The sequence below is a fragment of the Leptospira montravelensis genome, from assembly GCF_004770045.1.
Taxonomy (GTDB): Bacteria; Spirochaetota; Leptospiria; order Leptospirales; family Leptospiraceae; genus Leptospira_A; species Leptospira_A montravelensis.
Window position 1 is genome coordinate 840,170 of record NZ_RQFO01000004.1, and the last position, 18,666, is coordinate 858,835.

At 39.5% G+C, this 18,666-nt stretch carries 14 protein-coding genes and 2 pseudogenes; 1 reads left to right on the forward strand and 15 read right to left on the reverse strand.

Going from position 1 to position 18,666, the window contains the following annotated elements:
* Positions 1 to 3: 3 nt before the first annotated feature.
* The 12 genes and pseudogenes from trpD to rplM all read right to left on the reverse strand — a co-directional run bounded on the left by trpD (position 4) and on the right by rplM (position 13,466).
* On the reverse strand, positions 4 to 1,032 hold the full coding sequence (gene trpD / locus EHQ31_RS04865) for an anthranilate phosphoribosyltransferase (protein ID WP_135570078.1): 1,029 nt from the start codon (positions 1,030 to 1,032) through the stop codon (positions 4 to 6).
* Positions 1,013 to 1,759: a CDP-diacylglycerol--glycerol-3-phosphate 3-phosphatidyltransferase gene (gene pgsA / locus EHQ31_RS04870; RefSeq protein ID WP_135570080.1), complete on the reverse strand. Its 747-nt coding sequence runs from the start codon at positions 1,757 to 1,759 to the stop codon at positions 1,013 to 1,015. Before pgsA ends, trpD begins: the two co-directional genes overlap by 20 nt.
* 1 nt (position 1,760) lies before the next feature.
* Positions 1,761 to 3,107, reverse strand: coding sequence for a MiaB/RimO family radical SAM methylthiotransferase (locus tag EHQ31_RS04875; protein ID WP_135570082.1), 1,347 nt, complete (start codon positions 3,105 to 3,107; stop codon positions 1,761 to 1,763).
* Positions 3,107 to 4,207 carry a helix-turn-helix domain-containing protein gene (locus tag EHQ31_RS04880; RefSeq protein WP_135570084.1) on the reverse strand — a complete coding sequence of 367 codons (1,101 nt, stop codon included), beginning with the start codon at positions 4,205 to 4,207 and terminating at the stop codon, positions 3,107 to 3,109. The genes EHQ31_RS04875 and EHQ31_RS04880 overlap by 1 nt, the downstream gene beginning before the upstream one ends.
* Before the next feature lie 18 nt (positions 4,208 to 4,225).
* Positions 4,226 to 4,927: a LolA family protein gene (locus tag EHQ31_RS04885; RefSeq protein WP_135570086.1), complete on the reverse strand. Its 702-nt coding sequence runs from the start codon at positions 4,925 to 4,927 to the stop codon at positions 4,226 to 4,228.
* Between the two features lie 40 nt (positions 4,928 to 4,967).
* A pseudogene (locus tag EHQ31_RS19045) lies at positions 4,968 to 6,836 on the reverse strand (DNA translocase FtsK); the annotation flags it as partial.
* Positions 6,837 to 7,532: 696 nt separating this feature from the next.
* Positions 7,533 to 7,928 (reverse strand): annotated as a pseudogene (locus EHQ31_RS19050) (DNA translocase FtsK 4TM domain-containing protein); the annotation flags it as partial.
* A 76-nt stretch (positions 7,929 to 8,004) separates the two neighbouring features.
* The gene (locus EHQ31_RS04895) at positions 8,005 to 8,502 is read right to left on the reverse strand and encodes a YajQ family cyclic di-GMP-binding protein (RefSeq protein ID WP_135570090.1); all 498 of its coding nucleotides are present in this window, start codon (positions 8,500 to 8,502) and stop codon (positions 8,005 to 8,007) included.
* 28 nt (positions 8,503 to 8,530) lie between these two features.
* Positions 8,531 to 11,290, reverse strand: a complete 2,760-nt coding sequence (gene alaS, locus EHQ31_RS04900; protein ID WP_167481631.1) for an alanine--tRNA ligase — start codon at positions 11,288 to 11,290, stop codon at positions 8,531 to 8,533.
* A 49-nt stretch (positions 11,291 to 11,339) separates the two neighbouring features.
* A complete protein-coding gene (locus tag EHQ31_RS04905; RefSeq protein WP_135570092.1) occupies positions 11,340 to 12,545 on the reverse strand; it encodes an MFS transporter in 1,206 nt (401 codons plus the stop codon).
* A gap of 71 nt (positions 12,546 to 12,616) precedes the next feature.
* Positions 12,617 to 13,012, reverse strand: a complete 396-nt coding sequence (gene rpsI / locus EHQ31_RS04910) for a 30S ribosomal protein S9 (RefSeq protein ID WP_015675896.1) — start codon at positions 13,010 to 13,012, stop codon at positions 12,617 to 12,619.
* Between the two features lies 1 nt (position 13,013).
* Positions 13,014 to 13,466, reverse strand: a complete 453-nt coding sequence (gene rplM / locus EHQ31_RS04915; protein WP_135570094.1) for a 50S ribosomal protein L13 — start codon at positions 13,464 to 13,466, stop codon at positions 13,014 to 13,016.
* Between the two features lie 77 nt (positions 13,467 to 13,543).
* On the opposite strand from rplM, the gene thiL reads away from it, so the two are divergent.
* Complete coding sequence (gene thiL / locus EHQ31_RS04920; protein WP_135570096.1) at positions 13,544 to 14,452, forward strand: thiamine-phosphate kinase; 909 nt, start codon at positions 13,544 to 13,546, stop codon at positions 14,450 to 14,452.
* Here the strand turns inward: thiL and EHQ31_RS04925 are convergent.
* The 3 genes from EHQ31_RS04925 to pcnB form a co-directional block, all read right to left on the reverse strand.
* A complete protein-coding gene (locus EHQ31_RS04925; RefSeq protein WP_135570098.1) occupies positions 14,431 to 15,711 on the reverse strand; it encodes a response regulator in 1,281 nt (426 codons plus the stop codon). The genes thiL and EHQ31_RS04925 overlap by 22 nt on opposite strands.
* A 76-nt stretch (positions 15,712 to 15,787) precedes the next feature.
* Entirely contained in the window at positions 15,788 to 17,053 is a 1,266-nt protein-coding gene (locus tag EHQ31_RS04930) for a hybrid sensor histidine kinase/response regulator (RefSeq protein WP_135570100.1), read from the reverse strand.
* A gap of 71 nt (positions 17,054 to 17,124) precedes the next feature.
* Complete coding sequence (gene pcnB / locus EHQ31_RS04935) at positions 17,125 to 18,609, reverse strand: polynucleotide adenylyltransferase PcnB (protein ID WP_135570102.1); 1,485 nt, start codon at positions 18,607 to 18,609, stop codon at positions 17,125 to 17,127.
* Between the last annotated feature and the right edge of the window lie 57 nt (positions 18,610 to 18,666).

Here is an 18,666-nt window from a genome sequence, read left to right on the forward strand (position 1 = left end):
GCCTTATCTTAAATTCAATGTTTCATGAACGAATCGGAGAACTTTTTTCTCGAGGATGGCCGCTTTGGCAGTTTCGTATCCTGTTCGTATATCGTTTGTGGCTCCCAGTAAATACATAGCCACCCCAGCATTGAGCGCCACCATCGCTGTCCCGCCGGTAGGTTCCTTAGGATCAAGAACTGCGCGAAATAGGCTTTCTGCCCCTTCTTTGGAAGAGGAAAAAACAGTATTTCTGTCCAATTCCTTAGAATTTAGGCCTAGTTCCTTGGGGTCAAAGGAAAACTCTTTGGTTTCTTTTCCATCAAAATAGGCGTAATCTGTTTCTGCAAAGATTGAAAATTCATCCAATCCATCGCCCGAATGGCATACAATGGCGCGTTTCGAACCAAGCCTTCCCAAAATCTCCGCCATCGGTAAACAGAGAGATTTATCATAAACCCCGACCATTTGGTGCGAAGGTGAAAAAGGATTGGAGAGAGGTCCAATTAAATTGAAAAACGTGCGAAACCCTAGGGACGTCCGAACCGGTCCCGCATATTTCATGGCTGGGTGCCAAGCGGGAGCAAACAAAAAAACAAATCCTGTGCGTAAGAATTCGGATTCCGATTCATTTGTAGTTTGGTCTAGTTTGTAACCTAGTCCTGATAAAATATCTGAACTTCCTGAAAGGGAAGAGACGGATCGATTTCCGTGTTTGGCGACCTTGAATCCAAGACTTGCCAAAGTGAGAGCCGAAAGTGTCGAAACATTCAAAGTCCCCTTTCCATCTCCCCCCGTCCCACATGTATCCAAAAAATCAAAATCAAACTTCTTAGATGGTTTGATCGCGTGACTACGCATGGCACGAACAAATCCGTACAATTCGTCCGTTGTTTCCCCTTTCATTTTCATGGCCGTAAGAAAAGAAGCTAATACCGGTTCAGTTATTTTCCCATCCATCACTTCGCTTAAAAATAGTTCTGCATGAGAATCTACTAGATGGTGGCCAGAAACCACTTGTCCGAGGATTTCCTTAATTGTTGGCGCGGTCATAAAAAATCCTTTTTAAATTTGCGAAAGTTAACAACTGATAATTGGTCACAATATAACGAAGTCCAGAAACAACAGTAATAAAAGTTGTAAATAACATTCCAAAATAAGGAACAAAGGAAGCTATGGAATCAAAGAAGTCAGTAAAACTTAAACTCTCTGTTGTTTTGGCAAAAGTATAAAACTCATTTGCATGTTGTGATGCCACTTCAAAGGTTGAATACCCCGAAAGTTTTCCCATCGCATAAGTTTCATTGATCATTGCCCTTCTTTTGCCTGAGATAAGCATAAACACAACAAGGATCATTAAAATGGCACCCATCTGGAAGGCAGTTTTGACTTTGCCCATCATAGTGGTACGAAGGCTTTTTCCAGAACGAACAGCAATGTAACGTAAAAAAGTAATGAGCATGTCCCGCCCAATGATAAGCACCACCATCCAAACCTCAATGGGTTCGTGAATGAATAAAAAAGTAACAAAACATCCAATGACTAAAAATTTATCAGCCAGTGGATCGAGAAACTTTCCAAACTCTGTTTGTTGGTTCCATTTACGTGCCAAGTATCCGTCCACAAGATCCGTGAGAGAGGCAAGGGCAAAAAGGACAAAGGCAAAAATTTGGTATTCCCATTCCTTTTGGAACAGAGCAAAAATAAAAAAAGGTAGTGCAAGAACCCTAAGAACAGTTAGCAGGTTCGGGATATTGGCAATGGTTTTCCAATCTTCCAATTTATGCCACCCAAGTCCCCGACATATCTAGTTCATAAAAAGAGTCCACTCTCACTTGTCCAAATTGGCCGAGTTTCAAACCCTCTTCTTCCACATACACCACTTCATCAATTTCTGGTGCATCTTGGAAACGGCGAACCATCGCTCCTTTTTCCAGAATCTCATCCACAACAGCGGGATAGAGTTTTCCAATTCGGTTTTGGTGGATGGACTTTAAAGTTCCAAGATAGGCATCTCTCACAAGGTTTACACGGCGAGCAATCTCTTTGTCTTTGAGTTGCCCCTCCATTGTTGCCCCTTTTGTTCCCTCTTGTGGGGAATAAGGAAACAGATTTACTTTTTCTGGTTTTACATCTTCGACAAACCGAATGATCTCTTCCACATCTTCCATGGTTTCTCCAGGGAAACCCAAAATAAAAGAAGTGCGAATTTCCAAATCAGGCCTTAGGTCCCTTGCTTTTTGGAAAAGAGATTTAAAGTAAGAATATTCTCCAGTGCGGTTCATCGATTTTAAAACAGATTTGGAAACATGTTGTAATGGGCTTTCCAAATACGGAGCAATTTTAGGAATTTCTCCATAAAGATCGAGTAACTTTTCTGTTTTTTTATCCGGATAAAGATAAAGAAGCCTAAGAAGTTCCACACCATCTACATCTGCAACAGAACGAACCAAATCCAAAAGTTTTTCTGTGTCTTTTCCATAAAACACAGTATCTTGGGAAACAAGACAGATCTCTTTGGATCCCGCTTTTACTGCTAGTTTGGTTTGTGTTAATACATCCGTAATATCTGTATCACGGTATTTACCACGTAAGTTGGGAATAATACAGAAATTACAACCTCGGTTGCAACCATCAGAAATTTTTACATAAGAATATGGTTTGGAATAGTTTTCAATTCCCTTACTGGTAGTAAGTCTTTCCAGTAAGTCATCGTTGAATTCGGAAAGGTCTTTAAAATCTAGAGGAAAATTCTTCCTTAGGATCTCACCGGCTTTATCATATTTTCCCGTTCCAAAATGTAAATCCACTTCAGGAAGGTCGTCTGAAATTTCTTTTCCAGCACGTTCTGCAAAACATCCTACTACAACTAACTTTTGTTTGTTATTTTTTTTGATGTCAATGGAGTCCAAAATGGTTTGGATGGTTTCCTTTGTTGCATCTTGGATGAAAGTACAAGTATTGACTAAATGGAAGTCACTGGCTTCAGGACCTGCCGCAGGAAGGAGACCTTCCTTTAGTAGCGACTGGTGCATTGCCATAGAATCTACGGTGTTTTTGGGACAACCAAGAGTCGTAATAAAAAACGACTTAGGTGTTTCTTCCGTTTTTTCTTTTAACTTTGGCATTACTCGCCTAACTCTCCAATGATGGACTGAGTGGAATCATAAGGATTTGGTTTACGAATGAAGATTTTTTTGACAAGTTTTCCTGGTTTCCCAAGTACAGAACGCTCTTTACCGTTTTGTACCATTTCCACAGCACCACCATCACCTACTTTGATTTCGAGGCGGTCACGTGCTTCTAAGTGTTTGACTTCCCCAGCAGAAACAAGTCCCCTTTCGCCCATTTGACCATCTAACACAAATTCTACGTAACTAGGTTTAGAGAAAAATAATGTAACTTGGATCGGAACATCGCCCACAGGAGATTTTACAGCCGCACCTTCTCTTTCTTCTTTGAGTGTCACAAGGACTTTCGCAGATTTTTCGGTAACGGCTTGGGTCACCACACGGATGTCCCGACGAAGAGAGGATAATTCTTCAATGCGATAAGAAAGGATAGTTTCCTCTCCTTCTGCAGTTTGGAAAAAATAGACATTTTTTTCAGGAAAGATATTAAACCCAAGGTTTGCTTTTCCATTGGAAACCCCTTTGATAAACATCTTACACTGTTGGTTGTTCACACTAAAACTCACACCACGGTCTTCTGTTAAAATAAAAGGAACACTTGCATTTTCCGGAACACTTTGTGATACAAAGTTGATTCCAGAAGGAATGTCTGAACTAACCACTGTTTCTACAGTCGAACCAACTTCTGCGGTTTCTTCATCCATAGAACCAGAGTTAGAATCTTCAAAACTTATATAGATAATATAAGCCGAGATGACAAAAAGAAATACGGATACAAGGCTAATGATTTTATTTCGATCTAAACTAAAAGCTGTGGTAGTGGGACGAGTTAGTTCTTCTAAAGGTGCTTGTGATTCCTCAATTTGTTCCCCTCGGTAAAGATTGAGAAGCATGGCAGTGTCTAACTTTAAATAACTGGCATAGTTTTTTAAGAAACCAAGTGCGAAAGTCTCTGCAGGAAATTGAGAATAATCTTCTGTTTCTAAAGCAATGATGTACTTTGCTGCGATATTTGTTTCTTTCGCAACATCTTTCACTGAAAGTTTTTTGTCTTCTCTCGCTTCTCGTAATATTTGACCGACTCGTTTTGTGTTCAAAATGATATCCTCTTTAGCTTAGTTCTCGGAGACAAGTGGGTCTTTCACAATCTTCGCGTTTCCGTTCATATGAAAATTGAAAACTCCATCTTGGATTTCTTCAGAAAAATTAATATTGGAAAATGAAATAGTGGTTACTTTCCCACGTCCATCGGTAGCCACTGCTTTTTTGATTAAGTAAGATTCGGAATCTACAAAGAGTTTCATTTTCTCGAACCCACCAATTTTTTCTCTTTGGTCAAGATCTAACACAAAGTATTTGGTAACATCACCCACAGAACGAGGTTGTTCAATGGTATCAAATTTATAATGGTATTTACGAAAGAGGCGGTTGAGGCCATCAGGACTGTTTGTTGTAAAGATAGGTCCAGATGTATTTTTACGATCGAGGGTTAAATCCTGTTTTCCCACAGCACCTAACCTCTTGATAAAGATATAAAGCGTTTTTCCATCAGATACAATTTCGTCCCCTTCCGGTTCGGCAAAGTTGTATCTGATTTTTCCGGGACGTTTGTAGAAACATTTCCCACGCATCTGTTTTTCCTTTTTGTTGTCTTCTGTTTTGATGAGAAAATCAGCCGAATAGGAATTGATATCACTAAAGTTCTTCTTTATCTTTTTCACCACTTCGGAGGGTGAGTGCCAATTGTGAGCCGGACTTGTTTGGGCCCCAAGAGAAACACCCAAGACAAGTAACAAAGATCCGATCCATACTTTCATAGATTCCCAGTTTTTCAGACAAACTTCTCTTGTCGATGATTTACGCTGAACGCAGGATTTCCCGGGGTTTGGCCCCGACTTGAGCCGAAACGTAGCCCCTCATTTCCATAAGTTCCATAAGCCTTGCCGCTTTGTTGTAACCGATTCTCATCCTTCTTTGTAAGTAACTCGCACTTGCCTTTTTTTCGGTCACAACGATATTCCAGGCTTCATCAAAAAGTTCTTCGTCTTCGTCAGAGGCCATTTCGATACTCGTTTCATCGTCCCAATTCATTTCCACATAGGCTGGAGCGCCTTGTTTTTTGGCCTCTTCCACGATGGATTCAATTTCTTTCTCTTCAATAAAAGGAGCTTGGATCCTTTGGAGGTCACTCGATGTGGGAGACCGGTATAAAAAGTCCCCTTTCCCAAGAAGGGTCTCGGCACCACTGGTATCCAGAATGGTTCTAGAATCTGTTTTTTGTGCCACTTGGAAAGCCACCCTTGCCGGGCAGTTCGCTTTGATGACCCCAGTGATCACATCTACTGACGGCCTTTGGGTTGCCATCACAAGATGGATTCCAACAGCCCTAGCTTTTTGAGAAATTCGTTGGATCTGTTCTTCCAAATCCTTTCCCGAAACCATCATAAGGTCAGCTAGCTCATCAATAAAGATCACAATGTACGGTAGTTTTTGAAAGCCTTTGGCGTGGGCATATTCATCTACCTTTTCATTGAAACTTTTGAAATCCCTACTCTTCAACTGAGAGATCATTTGGTAACGACTCTCCATTTCTTGGATGGCCCAGGATAATGCCTTCGTTGCTTTTTTAGGATCAGTAATGACCGGCATCAGTAGATGTGGGATACCTTCATAAAGGGTCATCTCCACCATCTTCGGATCGATCATGATGAATCGCACTTCTTCTGGGGAACGAGTGCAAATAAGACTTGTGATCATGGCATTGATACTCACCGACTTACCAGAACCAGTCGTTCCCGCCACAAGTAAGTGTGGAAGTTTGGCAATATCAATCATCACTAGTTTCCCGGAAATATCTTTCCCGATACAAATAGATAAGTCTTTAGCCTTATGTTGGAGGATGGTATCTTTTAAAATTTCAGATAAAAATACATCTTCACGGATTCGGTTCGGAACCTCAATTCCAATCGACGCCTTACCAGGGATAGGTGCCACAATCCGAATGTTTTTTACTTCCAAATAGGCACGGATTTCATCGGAAAGAGAAACAATCCGGTTTAGTTTGATTCCATTCGGAATGGTGATCTCATAACGAGTGATGATCGGACCACGTTCTTTGGTAATGACCTTGGATTCGATTCCAAAATGCCCTGTGGACTCTTCGATTTTTTTAGCGATGAGGTCGAGTTCCGAATCATTTTTTAAGATATTGGCTACAGGAACTTGGTGAGAAGTTAGAAGCCTTGGAGAAATATAATATTTCCCTTTTTTCAATTTTGGTTTGGGAACCATAGAGCCAAACATCAGTTCCTGTTGTTCTGCTTTGGGTTCTGGTTTTTTCCTACCAAAATTTCCTGCACTGAGATTGGATTTGACGATTGCGGAGTTTGTTTCTACGGCCAAGGTTTCTAGAGTTTCCTCTTCATACACTCCGCCAGCTTCTTCTATTTCCGAAGAATCCTCTTCTTCCTCATCGTTAGTTTCCCAACCTGTTTCTTCTACAAGTGACAAACGAACCGATTCTGGAATCACTACTGCTTCCGATAGATCTTTTCCATCCTCTTTTTTATCACTTAGTGAAGTGGATTTAAATTTCTCCTCTTCTTGTTCTAAGGCAGAAGAATCTAATTCCTCTTCTTCCCAAGAGGAATATTCCTCATCTTCATCATAATCAAAAGAGGTTGAAAGGGAGGAAGGTTTGAAACCTTTGTTTTCAACCGCAAAGGAAGGCAGTATTGGATCCAGTTTCGGTAATTCTAAACTTTCGAGCCCAACTCCCGCTTCCTCTTCCAATTTAGGTTTCCATTTGGCTTCTGGAAATTGGAAAAGAATTTTGGATTCCCTGACACTTTCGATTTCCTCCAATTCCGCTAGTGGTCGCCTAGTATCCGTTAGTTTAAGTTTTGAAATCAAAATTTCATTTTTTTCAAATTCTGCAAGGGAATCTAGTTTGGATTCTTGTTTTTGGAAACGAAATACCTTTCCCGACTCATCAAAAAAACCTTCAAAATGAGAAGTGTTTCTGTAACGAACGGAAGGCGATTTTTTTGAGGAAGGAATATTATGAATCCGATTTTCAGAACCATTGTTACCGATTGGCTTTTTATCCTCTGCCACCACATTCCAAAAATGATGGGCTAAGTCTTCCTTCGATTCCTCTTCTGTTTGGACAGCAAACCATTGTTTGTTTCGCATTTCCTCAAGTGGTGCTCTTCGCGTAGAAACCACCGATTCTAAAAAGGAAGGAAGTTTTAAATGTAGCAGTTCTGTTCGTCCTCCCATCATTTTATAGATTCCATTGGAATATTTGTTTATGGTAGCAAAGGTAAAAGACCAAGCCCCATCTTCAAGCCAAATCACCGCAAAGTATAGGTACAAAAAGAAAACAACAAGGATACGACCTGTCTCACCAAAGAGATATGAAAATACCCAAGAGAAAAATTGGCCAAGGATCCCACCGCTATCTCCCACATGGCCCAGTGGGGTTTCTAAAAGATTCAAACTCACAGTGGTTGCGACAAGAAAAAGTGGAAAAAAAAGAGCTTTGCTGAGCCTATCAAAGTCGGGATTTCGAAGTGACAGAACTCCCAATACTAAAACAAATCCAGCGAGTAAAAAAGAGGACTTTCCTAAAATATAAAGTAATGTAAAAGCAATGTAATGCCCAAGCCTTCCAAACCAATTGAATAACGATCCGTCCTCTCCTTCCTGAAACGAAAAGAGAGAGAGAAGTAAAAACACACCGGAAAATACTAATAGATACGGAAGAAAGTCTTTGCGAGGCAAAGTCCATCCCCATACGGATTTTTTAGGGTCCATACCGGAAATATCGGCCGGTTTTGAGACATAGGGAGAAAAAAAATGGAAGCCGCAAGGCTTTCCTTAAAGCAAAATTCTATCCCTTAAAATTCGTAAAATTGGCGTCAAAGTTGAAATTGGCGTTACGAATGGCCGCCATCACCTCTTGCAAATCGTCCTTTTTTTTGCCCACAACCCGAACCGATTCCCCTTGGATTGTTGCCTGCACCTTTAGTTTTTGGTCTTTGATGAGAGTGGTGATTTGTTTGGTTTGTTCTTTGTCCAAACCATTTTGGATTTTTACTTTTTGGCGGACCGTTTGGCCAGTGGCTGGTTCAATTTTGGAGTCAAAATCAAAGGCCTTGAGACTAATACCTCGTTTGGCCATTTTAGTAGTGAGGACATCGATCACCTGCTTTAGTTTAATTTCGTTTTCGGAAGTTAAAACTAAAGTGTCTTCTGTGAGTTTGATTTCGGAGTTGGATCCTTTAAAATCAAACCTTGTTTGGATCTCTGTCATGGCCTGGGCCACGGCGTTTTGTAATTCCGGTCTTTCGATTTTTGATACAATGTCAAATGATGGGTCTTGTGCCATATGATTCCCTTCCTAGTTTAACTCTTTTTTATCCTAATTTCTTTTTGGAAAGTTCCAAGGCAAATTCCAATGCGTCCCCAAGACTTTCTGGTCTTTTACCTCCACCCTGTGCCATATCGGGCCTTCCCCCACCCTTTCCATCTAACATCACCAAGGTTTCTTTTAAAAGATCCCCACAGTGGATTCCTCTTTCATTCAAAACCTTGTTACACATAAAAACAAGGGTGCTAGTTTCCCCTTCGCTTGTTCCAAACAGACAGAGGATTTCTGGTTCTTTGGCTTTCAAACTATCAGCCAAATCTTTCAGTGATTTAGCATCGACTCCAGAGAACACTTCGGTAACCACTTTTCCTTTCGAAAAGGAATGTGCTTTTTTCAGAAGTCCATCCACAAGTTCCGGATTCATTTGGAAACTCAATTGTTCCTTTTTCTTTTTGGCTTTAAAAAGAGAAGCTGACTTTTCTTCTAGTTCTGTTTCTAAACTTTCGCGAAGTTTTCGCAAACGTTCGACGGCGGCATTCCCTTCATTTGCAAATAAACTTTGTAAATCTTCAGGAGCCGGCACTACAGTTGTGATTCCAAATTCTTTAAGATCACCAAAAGTTTCTTTGGCCGACAAGTTATGTGTTTCAACCTTCGCAGCAAGTGTTTGAAACTCTGTCAAAAAATATTCAATAACCGAATCCCCACAAATGGCTTCTACCCTTCGGTTTCCGGCTCCCGGACTTCCTTCTTTGATGATGGCAAAGTATCCAATTTCTTTTGTGTTGGAAACATGAGTTCCCCCACAAAATTCTTTGGACTTATCCCCCATAGAAATCACACGAACCAAATTTCCATATTTTTCATCAAACATCGACAAGGCGCCTGATTGTTTCGCAGCATTGATATCTAAAACTTCCGTTTTTACTGGAATGTTTGCATTCACTGCTTCATTCACATCTTTTTCGATCGAGATAATTTCTTCCTCACTGAGTGCTTTTGGATGCGAAAAATCAAATCGTAAATAGTCAGAGGATACAACAGAACCTTTTTGTGCCACATGAGTCCCTAAGATACGACGAAGAGCCCCATTTAACAAGTGTGTGCCGGAGTGATGGTTTGCTAAATTTTGACGACGAGTGGTATCAATCTCTGCGTTTATGGTTTCCCCCACAGAGATTTTTCCTTTGAGAATCATTCCCAGATGTAAAAAGGTTTCGTTTTCTTTTTGAGTGTCTTGGACTTGGAATTGGAACCCTTCTTTTTTAAGATATCCCCAGTCTCCTACCTGCCCCCCACCTTCTGCATAAAAAGGTGTTTTGTCGAGAACCACAACGACATCCGTTCCTTGGTTTGCCTCAGTTACCGACTTTCCATCTACAAAAAGATATAAAACCTTTGCCTGAGATTTAGTTTCTGTATAACCTAAAAACTCTGTTTTGAGTTCGGGGCTCGCACTAAGGCCTGTTAAGTATTGGATTTTTTTCCCTTTCCAACTCGCACGAGATAGGTCACGGTCCTTTTCTAGTTCGGCTTCAAATCCTTCGTCGTCAAAACCAAATCCCCGATCTTCCACGAGTTCCTTTGTCATCTCACGAGGAAACCCGTAAGTGGAATACAAACGAAAACCCTCTTTTCCAGTAACAACCGCTTGGTTGTTTTCTTTCAATTGTCCGAGGAGTGATTCCAATTCTTCCAAACCTACTTCCAAGGTATGTAGAAAAAGTTCTTCTTCCTTTTTTAAAATGGATTCGATATCTTTTGCTTTGTCTTTTAGTTCTGGGTAACGAACCGAATATAAATCTCGAAGTGTCCCCACAAGTTTGTATAAAAACGGTTCGTAAATTCCCAGTTTTCTCGCGAATAACGAGGCCCGACGAATGAGCCTACGGATCACATAGCCACGCCCGGTGCGGTCAGGATAAATCCCGTCCCCTAATGAAAAAAATACGGATCGGGAATGGTCTGTGATTACTCTAAAGGATTGTTTCGTAGATTCATCATAAGTAAACCCTGAGAGTGTTTCAATTTTATCAATGATGGATTTTAATTCATCCGTATCATAAACAGAATCCACTTCTTGGAGTAACATAGCCACTCGCTCAAGGCCTGAACCTGTATCAATCCCTGTTTGTTTTAAAGGAAGGAGTTCCCCGGAAACAGTTTGGTTAAATTGGTTAAATACTAAATTCCAATATTCTAAATAACGATCACAGTCACATCCCGGTTTGCAATTGGGGTTGTTACCACAAGTAGGGCCCCCTTTTTCTGGTCCTCTGTCCAAATACAATTCCGAACATGGGCCACAAGCCCCACTATCACCCGCTGGTCCCCAAAAGTTATCTTTTTTTCCAAGCCTTACAATTCGTTCTTCGGGAATTCCAGCTTCCATCCAAATCTTTTTGGCTTCATCATCATCCAAGTAAATGGTGACCCAGATTTTTTCTTTTGGGATATGGAGATGGTTTAAAGAAAAATCTAACGCGTATTCGATGGCTTCTTTTTTAAAATAATCGCCAAAGGAAAAATTCCCGAGCATTTCAAAAAAAGTACAATGCCTTTCCGTCTTCCCAACTACCTCTAAATCGGTAGTGCGGACACATTTTTGAACCGAAGCCGCACGAGTATAAGGTAACTCTACGGCTCCCGTAAACAAAGGTTTAAACTGAACCATCCCAGCGGTTGTGAATAAAAGAGTGGGATCCCCTTTGGGGATAAGGCTTGAGGAAGGCACAATGGTATGGCCTTTTCCTTGGAAGTAACTAGTATACAACTCGGCAATTTCGCGGACAGTTTTCGACATCATACACTTACAGCGAAATCGGGTTTGCCTTCTAGGGCAAGGAAATTAGGGGTTAACTCTGCCGTAATTCTTTGTATTGGAGAAAAGAAACAAAGGCAAAACAGAGAAATAACCCGCCGAGAATTCCGAATGTCAATTGCGAACCAAAACTATCAGCAAGGAAGGCCGAAAGAAAACCAGAAACAGCGGGTGTGAATTGGAAACAAACTGTATAGAGGGAAAGAATTCTTCCCCGAAGTCCGTCCGGTGCGCGTTTCTGCAAAATGGCAGGTAAGAGACTGGAGACCACCCCGCCTGTAAACCCAAAACAAAATAGAAAAAAGGAGGTGGCTTCTGGTTTTCCGAACGGAACAAAACCTAAAAAGAAAATAGAAGAAAGGGTAAAAACAATGAGTAACACGAGCCCCTTTCTTTCTAAATGATGAAAGAGGATGGTAAGAATCCCACCAAGAAACAAACCAGGCCCCAAAAACACAAGAACGGTTCCTCGTGCAAGTTCTCCGAGTCCCAATTCATTTCGCACATATTTTGGAAGGATGACCTGGATGGGTCCGAGTGCTAACATACTTAGGATCGCCATATACATTACTTGCTTAGAAACAGGATCTGTTTTTAGAAAATCGATTACCAGTTTTAAGTTGGCAGAGATTGAAGGAATCTTACCTGGTTTTGACAATTGAGAATTTAGTTCCTGTTTCTGAACCTTGGCCTCATATCGTAACAAGCTAAAGGCGATCATAGATAGAAAATGCAAAGAAGCCAAAAGCAAAAATAAATTTGAGTAATCGTATCCTTCCCGAAACCAACCCACTGCGAGGGGACTCATACCAAAAGCAAAGATCAGTAGTAAGTTTCCAGCGATGGTATGAAAAACGAGCCGATGAGACTCCATCACTTCCCGTAAAATAGCCATTCTTCCCGGAAGTACGGTGGTCATCCCGATTCCATTCGCAAAAGCCAAGGGCAAAAGCAAAAGTGGATGATCCTGAAAAAGGAAGGTATAGGCACCTAAGAAAAACGAAGAGATAAATAAGAAAAATTGAAAACTAACTACCACCCATTTTTTGGAATAATGGTCGAGTAAGTATCCTGTGTATAAAAAGAAAATGGGAAATGGCAAAAAGAGAAAAAAGAAAACAATCCCTGAGAAACCTTTTACTGTATCTAAGGTTTGGCAAAAGATAACAATCGAATATAAAAAACAACTACTGGCAAAGGTACCAATGGCGAAGGCAAAATAAAATATAAGTTGGTTCAATGGGTACCTACCAAAAAAAAAGCCTCCTTGCAAAAGGAGGCTTCTGTATCGAAAAAAAGAGGATTTCCCGATTAACGTTTAGAGAACTGAGTTCCTCGACGAGCTTTGTGTAGACCGTATTTTTTACGTTCTACCATACGGCTATCTCGAGTGAGAAATCCTTCTTTTTTCAAAGTAGGTTTCAATGATTCGTTAAAAGCGACAAGAGCACGAGCCACAGCGTGACGAATGGCTCCTACCTGACCGATCACTCCACCACCAGTAACATTGAGTGCGATATCATACTTATCACGAGCTTCTAAAACAAGAAGAGGCTCAAGTGCACGACGAACTAAATGTTCACCGTTTTTAATGTAGTCTTTCACATCTTTGTGGTTTACTGTGATTTTACCTGTTCCAGATGCGATTTTCGCACGTGCAACGGATGTTTTGCGTCGGCCTACTGCCCAAACTGCTTTTTGCGCCATATTATTTCAACTCCAGTTTTAGGGGCTTTTGAGCTCCCAAGTTGTGGTCATTACCAGCGAAAACGCGGCAATTTCTCAACATTTGATCACCTAACTTAGATTTAGGTAACATTCCTTTGACTGCTTCCATAATCACTCTTTCCGGATTCTCTTGGATGAGTTTGTGGAAAGCGATGGCAGTCATACCACCTGGGTAACGTGAGTGGTGGTAGTAAATTTTTTGTTCTCTTTTGCGACCTGTTACAGTCACTTTAGAAGCATTAACGATAATGATATTATCACCACAGTCCTGGTTAGGAGTGAAGGTAGATTTGTGTTTTCCGCGAAGTCGGGAAGCTACTTGACTTGCCAATCTTCCGAGAGTCTTATCAGTTGCATCCACAACAAACCACTGTTTTTGTACGGCTTCTTTTGCGATAGAAGGGGTCTTGTGGGCTTTAGACAATAGTTCCATAAGTACGAGATTTTCCTCTTTTATGTCAGGATTTTCGGTTTTCACACCGGGTCAAACAAATTTATTGGATCAAAGCTTTGAAAGAATCCGAAATTATACGAACTTTGTTTGGTACCACTCCTCCACCGGAAGATGATTGTTATTTTCTCTTACCAAACCGCCTAGTCACTACCGATTCCCTTTCGGAAGGAACCCATTTCCTACACCACTGGTCTTCCCCACAAATTTTAGCTAAAAAACTAGTAGAAGTCAATGTTTCCGATATCATTGCCTCTGGTGGAAAACCCAAAGAATGTTTTCTAAACCTTGGTCTCTCACCACTCTCAAGAAAAAAAGAATGGATTCGGGAGTTTTCCAAAGAATTACGAAAATCCTTAGACCAATATGGAATGAAACTGGCGGGAGGCGATACTTTTTCCTCGCACACTACCCAATTGACACTGACTGTTGTCGGCACAGTGGACAAACCTTGGTTGCGATCGGGCGGCAAATTCGGGGATTACTTGTATCTCACAGGAAGTATTGGCCTAAGCCAACTGGGATACCAAACTCTCAAAAAAAAATCAAAGGACAGAAATTTTAAAGAAGCAGTGGAGCGCCACCTTTCTCCTAAATCTCGTTATGCGATCCTTAACCATTTAAAACAGTTCAAAATCCACGCTTGTATGGACGTAACGGATGGACTCATCCAAGACGCAGAACGCCTGGCCCTAACTTCCCAAGGAAAATTAAAAATACAAATTGAATCCATCCCCACCCACCCTCTCGCCCTAAAGGAATTAGGACTCGATCTTTGTTTGGGCTCTGGGGAAGAATTAGAACTTTTGTTTTTATCACCGGAAATTTTACCAACAAAACTTGCAGGAATTCCTGTGACAATGATAGGGAAATTAGATAAAGGAAAACCGGGAGTTATGTTTCAAAAAGAAGGAAAATCCTACTTTCCAAAATCACGAGGTTTCTTTCATTTCTCTGAAGAAGAATAAGGAAGGAAAATTTTGAATTCAATTTTTGTTTCGCTTTGGTCGCTGGTATGATCAATTAAATTTAAAGCCGATATAGAACCCCCAAACTTTAGTATAGTTTGCTTAACAAAACTCAACCCAATTCCAAAATCCAAAGAACCATGTTTTTCATATATATTTTTGTTTAACCTAAAAAAAGGTTCAAAAATAAGTTCTAAATATTCATTTGGAATTCCGTTTTTTGCAAACAGCTCCTGTTCATCTGTCAAAGAATTTACAATAGACAGATAAACTCCATTAGAATCCAGAATTAACATAGTATAAATCTTACTCGAGCTTTGCGAAAACCGCATGGCATTTAACAGAAGTTCGTGTAATGATTTACGAAAGAAATTATTGTTAAGTAAGATTTTTTGCGATCCGAAATCTTTGAATTTATATTCTGGAACTAGTAATATTTGGTCTCTCAGTGCCAAAAGTGGGATTATTTCTTCTTTCAGACTCACCATTTCATTAAAAATTGTTAAAGGAGAAACTAGTTGTAATTCGATTCGATCAAATATTACATCTTCAATTTCCATAAATCTATCTAATACTTTTTTTGAATATAATGCATTTTCTTCCAAAATATTTAGAATTTCATCATCTAAAATGATTCCTCCCCCTTCTGCTTTTGGCATTGATTTGATCAGGTCTATCATTTGAGTTAATACTCCAAATCCAGCACCTTGAGCTAAACTTGTACGCAGTCCATAAAATAAGTTTTTATGTAATTCTTGGGAATTTAAATCACCCTTTTTGATCCGACTGTTTTTGTATGCATACCAATCTAAAAGTTTTTCAAGGGAGATTATCTTTTCGCGTTCATATTCAGAGTATTCATAATCTTTTTCTTTGTTTGAAAGTTGGTATTTGATTCGCGATATAAGTTCGTCAGGAACCATCGGTTTAATTATGTAATCCTGTACATGTTCCTTCATTACTTCTATGATAAGTTTTGGATCTTCCGTTGAAGTAATTACAACAATTGGAATGTGTTTATTGATTTTTCGTATTTCTCTAACAAATTCCAACCCATTGCCATCCGGTAATTGAAGGTCGGTTAAAACAATGTTTTCAGTATGAAGATGGTTTTCGGCGCAATAATCTAAGGCTGATTTGATTTTTGCAAAACTTGTAACCTCCATTCCATGTTTTTGCAAGAGTCCACTGTAAAGCAGAGAGATGGTCGGATCGTCTTCAAGTAGTAAAACTTTCGTTATCGTTTTTGGTTTTTCCATCGTTATATGTGACGAAGAATATGAAAATTAGCTAAGGCAAAACCGGAAGTTACCTACCAAAATCACGAGGTTTCTTTCATTTCTCTGAAGAAGAATAAGGAAGTGTGACTTTAAATTCTACCTTTGGCAAAACAACCTCACCTAAATGGTCGTTGATGTTTTTTACCACAACGGTTCCACCAAACTTTTGAATGGTTTCTCGCACCAAAGAAAGTCCAATTCCAAAATCCAAAGATTCGTGTTTTTCATATAAATTCTTCGTAAGTCGAAAAAAAGGTTCAAATACCAAATCTAAATATTCATTAGGGATACCCACTCCCATTTTCAAATCCCCAGCAACGGAATTTACAATAGAAACAGACAAATACTCACTGTCAGACTGAAACATAATAAATATGGCGGAGGATTCAGGTGAGAACTTCATCGCGTTTACTAATAATTCTGAAAAAACTTTGCCAAACAATTCTCGATTCCAATTGAGTTTAGTTTTTTCCGAAAACCTTTCTTCCAGATTGCCTAGTTGAATTCTTTGGTTTTTAATTTTTAATAAAGGATGTAAACTGGTAACAATAATTTGAAATTCTTCTAAAAAACTTTTAGTTCCTATAACTTCCGATGTAACTCTATCAAAAATAATGTTTTCAATTTCTGAAAATGTATCTAATACTTTCTTAGCATAACTTGCGTTTTCTTCCAGGATCGATAGAACTTCTTTTTGAAGAATATAATCGCCAGATTCAGTTTTTGTCATCCCCTTGATGATATCTATGATTTGCACAAGAATTCCAAAACCTGCACCTTGTGACAAACTCGCCCTTAAAATATGAAAGAGGTTTTTATGTAATTCTTGAGTATCAAATTCTCCCATAGCCATTGATCGATTTTTAAAACTATACCAATCCAATAGTTTTTCTAATGAGATAATTTTTTCTTTTTCAAAAATCGTTTTTTGATAATCCATTTCCTGTTTGGAAAGATGGTATTCAATTTTTTTGACTAACTCTTTAGTTGCAATTGGTTTGATACAATAATCTTGGACATTCTCTTTCATTACATCAATGATCGATTGACTATCTTCCGCAGATGATACAACGATTATGGGAATATTTGAACTTGATTTGCGAACTTCTTGTATTAATTCTATTCCGGTTCCATCTGGCAATAGCAAGTCTGTGACTATCAAATCAATAGACTTGTAACCTTCTTCCTTAAAGGTTTCCAAAGCTGGTTTAATTCCGTAAAAAACTACAATTTCATAACCGAATGGTCTTAAAGATCCCGAGTAGAGAAGTGCCGTTGTTGGATCATCTTCAATGATTAGAATTTTTGATTGGTGCTTCATTCCCACGACCCTCGTTTATTTTGACGAGGGTTATGGAATGAATCTAACGAAAAGGAAGAAAGATAAGGTTATTAAACTTCCCTATCTTCATTTTCCATTGAGGATTCGCGAACTTTTCTAGGTTCTTGAGATTCTTTTGGTTCAGAATGATTGGATTGTTGGGATTCCGTTTGGTTCTGATTGGGATTCCCACCGCCCCTTCTGTCCCGGTGTTTTTTTCTGGGAGGACGTTTTTTGTTTGGCTCTTTTTTACGATTCTGTTGTCCGAACTGATGGCTATCAGGTTTCGGTCTTTGTCGTAAAGAAATTTCCCAGAAGAATGCAGTTTGTACTGCTGATTCGTTTCCTTCCGAAATGGCTACAATTTTATAAACCATAAACGCATCATAGAAGTAATCTTTCTTTTTGAAAAAGGAGTTTTGTCTTTCTTTTTCATCGTCGGTTACTTGGAAACGAGGTTGGCTTATAAAAATCTTAACCAGATTGTCTTGTTCTCGTTTGGGAATTCCCATCCGTTCAAAAACAGGTTGCAAACTTTCTTTGATGTTATGCGCTAGGTGACCGCGATCATTTTCATAAAGATCTTTTACGATATCATAAAAAATTAACGAGTAAAAGATAGCTGGAGTCATCTCTTCTCTTGCAGAGAGGAGTTTGTCCGTAACGGCTAGTCTTTTCCCAAGTGGTGTTTCCATAAAATGTTCACGCCATTCTGGGTCTGTTTTTTTTAGTTTATCAGTTGGTTCTTTGAAAAGTACATCGAGCAAATGGTTTTCCGCAAGGCCTTCAAAGATAATCGAAGTTTTCCAAGTGCGAAACATTTTATTGTATTCTTCTAGTAGTCTTGCTGTGGATGATTTTTCGAGTTCCAAACGGTTCTTTTTGATTGCCAGTTTGGTTTTTTTCTCGATATCAAGTCCAAGTAAAACAGAAAACTTCACAGCTCGTAACATACGAACTGGATCTTCTTTGAAGGAAATATCTGGATCACCAATGACCCTAACGATTTTCTTTTGTATGTCTTCAAATCCACCAACGTAATCCAAAATGGAATCGTTTTTAGGATCGTAAAACAAGGAGTTAATGGTAAAGTCGCGTCTTGCCGCGTCTTCCTTTGCTGTACCGAAGGAATTGTCCCGTTTGATGAGATAATCGTTGTCTGCTTTGTGTTTTTCCAAACGATGTTCCGGCAATGATCGGAACGTAGATACTTCAATAATTTTGCCTTTAAAAATGATATGTACAATTTTAAATCGTTTACCGATGATTCGGCAGTTATTGAAGATCCTTTTGATTTGGTTTGGAGTCGCACTTGTGACTATATCAAAGTCTTTTGGACGTTTGCCCATAAGCAGATCTCTGACCCCACCACCGACTAAATAGGCCTTGTAACGAAACTTGTTCAATCGATTGATGATTTTTATAGCATCTTCATCGATATTGGCCCTGCGTATGGAATGGGATTCTCGATAGTATCTCTTTCCCTCGGGGTACATCAAAAAGGAATCGACAGAGTCGGCTTTCTTTCTGAAAAGAGAAGTGAGAAATTTAAACATATTGGATTCATCCACTTTCCCCTGAAAAATGGCATGGGCAAGGAAAAAATTGGCTGA

Bases quoted from the DNA above. Each gene is read 5' to 3' on its own strand.
- EHQ31_RS04885 (WP_135570086.1), bottom strand. From the start codon at position 4,927: ATGAAAGTATGGATCGGATCTTTGTTACTTGTCTTGGGTGTTTCTCTT.
- pcnB (WP_135570102.1), bottom strand. From the start codon at position 18,609: ATGTTTAAATTTCTCACTTCTCTTTTCAGAAAGAAAGCCGACTCTGTC.
- rplM (WP_135570094.1), bottom strand. From the start codon at position 13,466: ATGGAACTATTGTCTAAAGCCCACAAGACCCCTTCTATCGCAAAAGAA.
- trpD (WP_135570078.1), bottom strand. From the start codon at position 1,032: ATGACCGCGCCAACAATTAAGGAAATCCTCGGACAAGTGGTTTCTGGC.
- EHQ31_RS04875 (WP_135570082.1), bottom strand. From the start codon at position 3,107: ATGCCAAAGTTAAAAGAAAAAACGGAAGAAACACCTAAGTCGTTTTTT.
- EHQ31_RS04930 (WP_135570100.1), bottom strand. From the start codon at position 17,053: ATGAAGCACCAATCAAAAATTCTAATCATTGAAGATGATCCAACAACG.
- EHQ31_RS04895 (WP_135570090.1), bottom strand. From the start codon at position 8,502: ATGGCACAAGACCCATCATTTGACATTGTATCAAAAATCGAAAGACCG.
- alaS (WP_167481631.1), bottom strand. From the start codon at position 11,290: ATGATGTCGAAAACTGTCCGCGAAATTGCCGAGTTGTATACTAGTTAC.
- EHQ31_RS04925 (WP_135570098.1), bottom strand. From the start codon at position 15,711: ATGGAAAAACCAAAAACGATAACGAAAGTTTTACTACTTGAAGACGAT.
- rpsI (WP_015675896.1), bottom strand. From the start codon at position 13,012: ATGGCGCAAAAAGCAGTTTGGGCAGTAGGCCGACGCAAAACATCCGTT.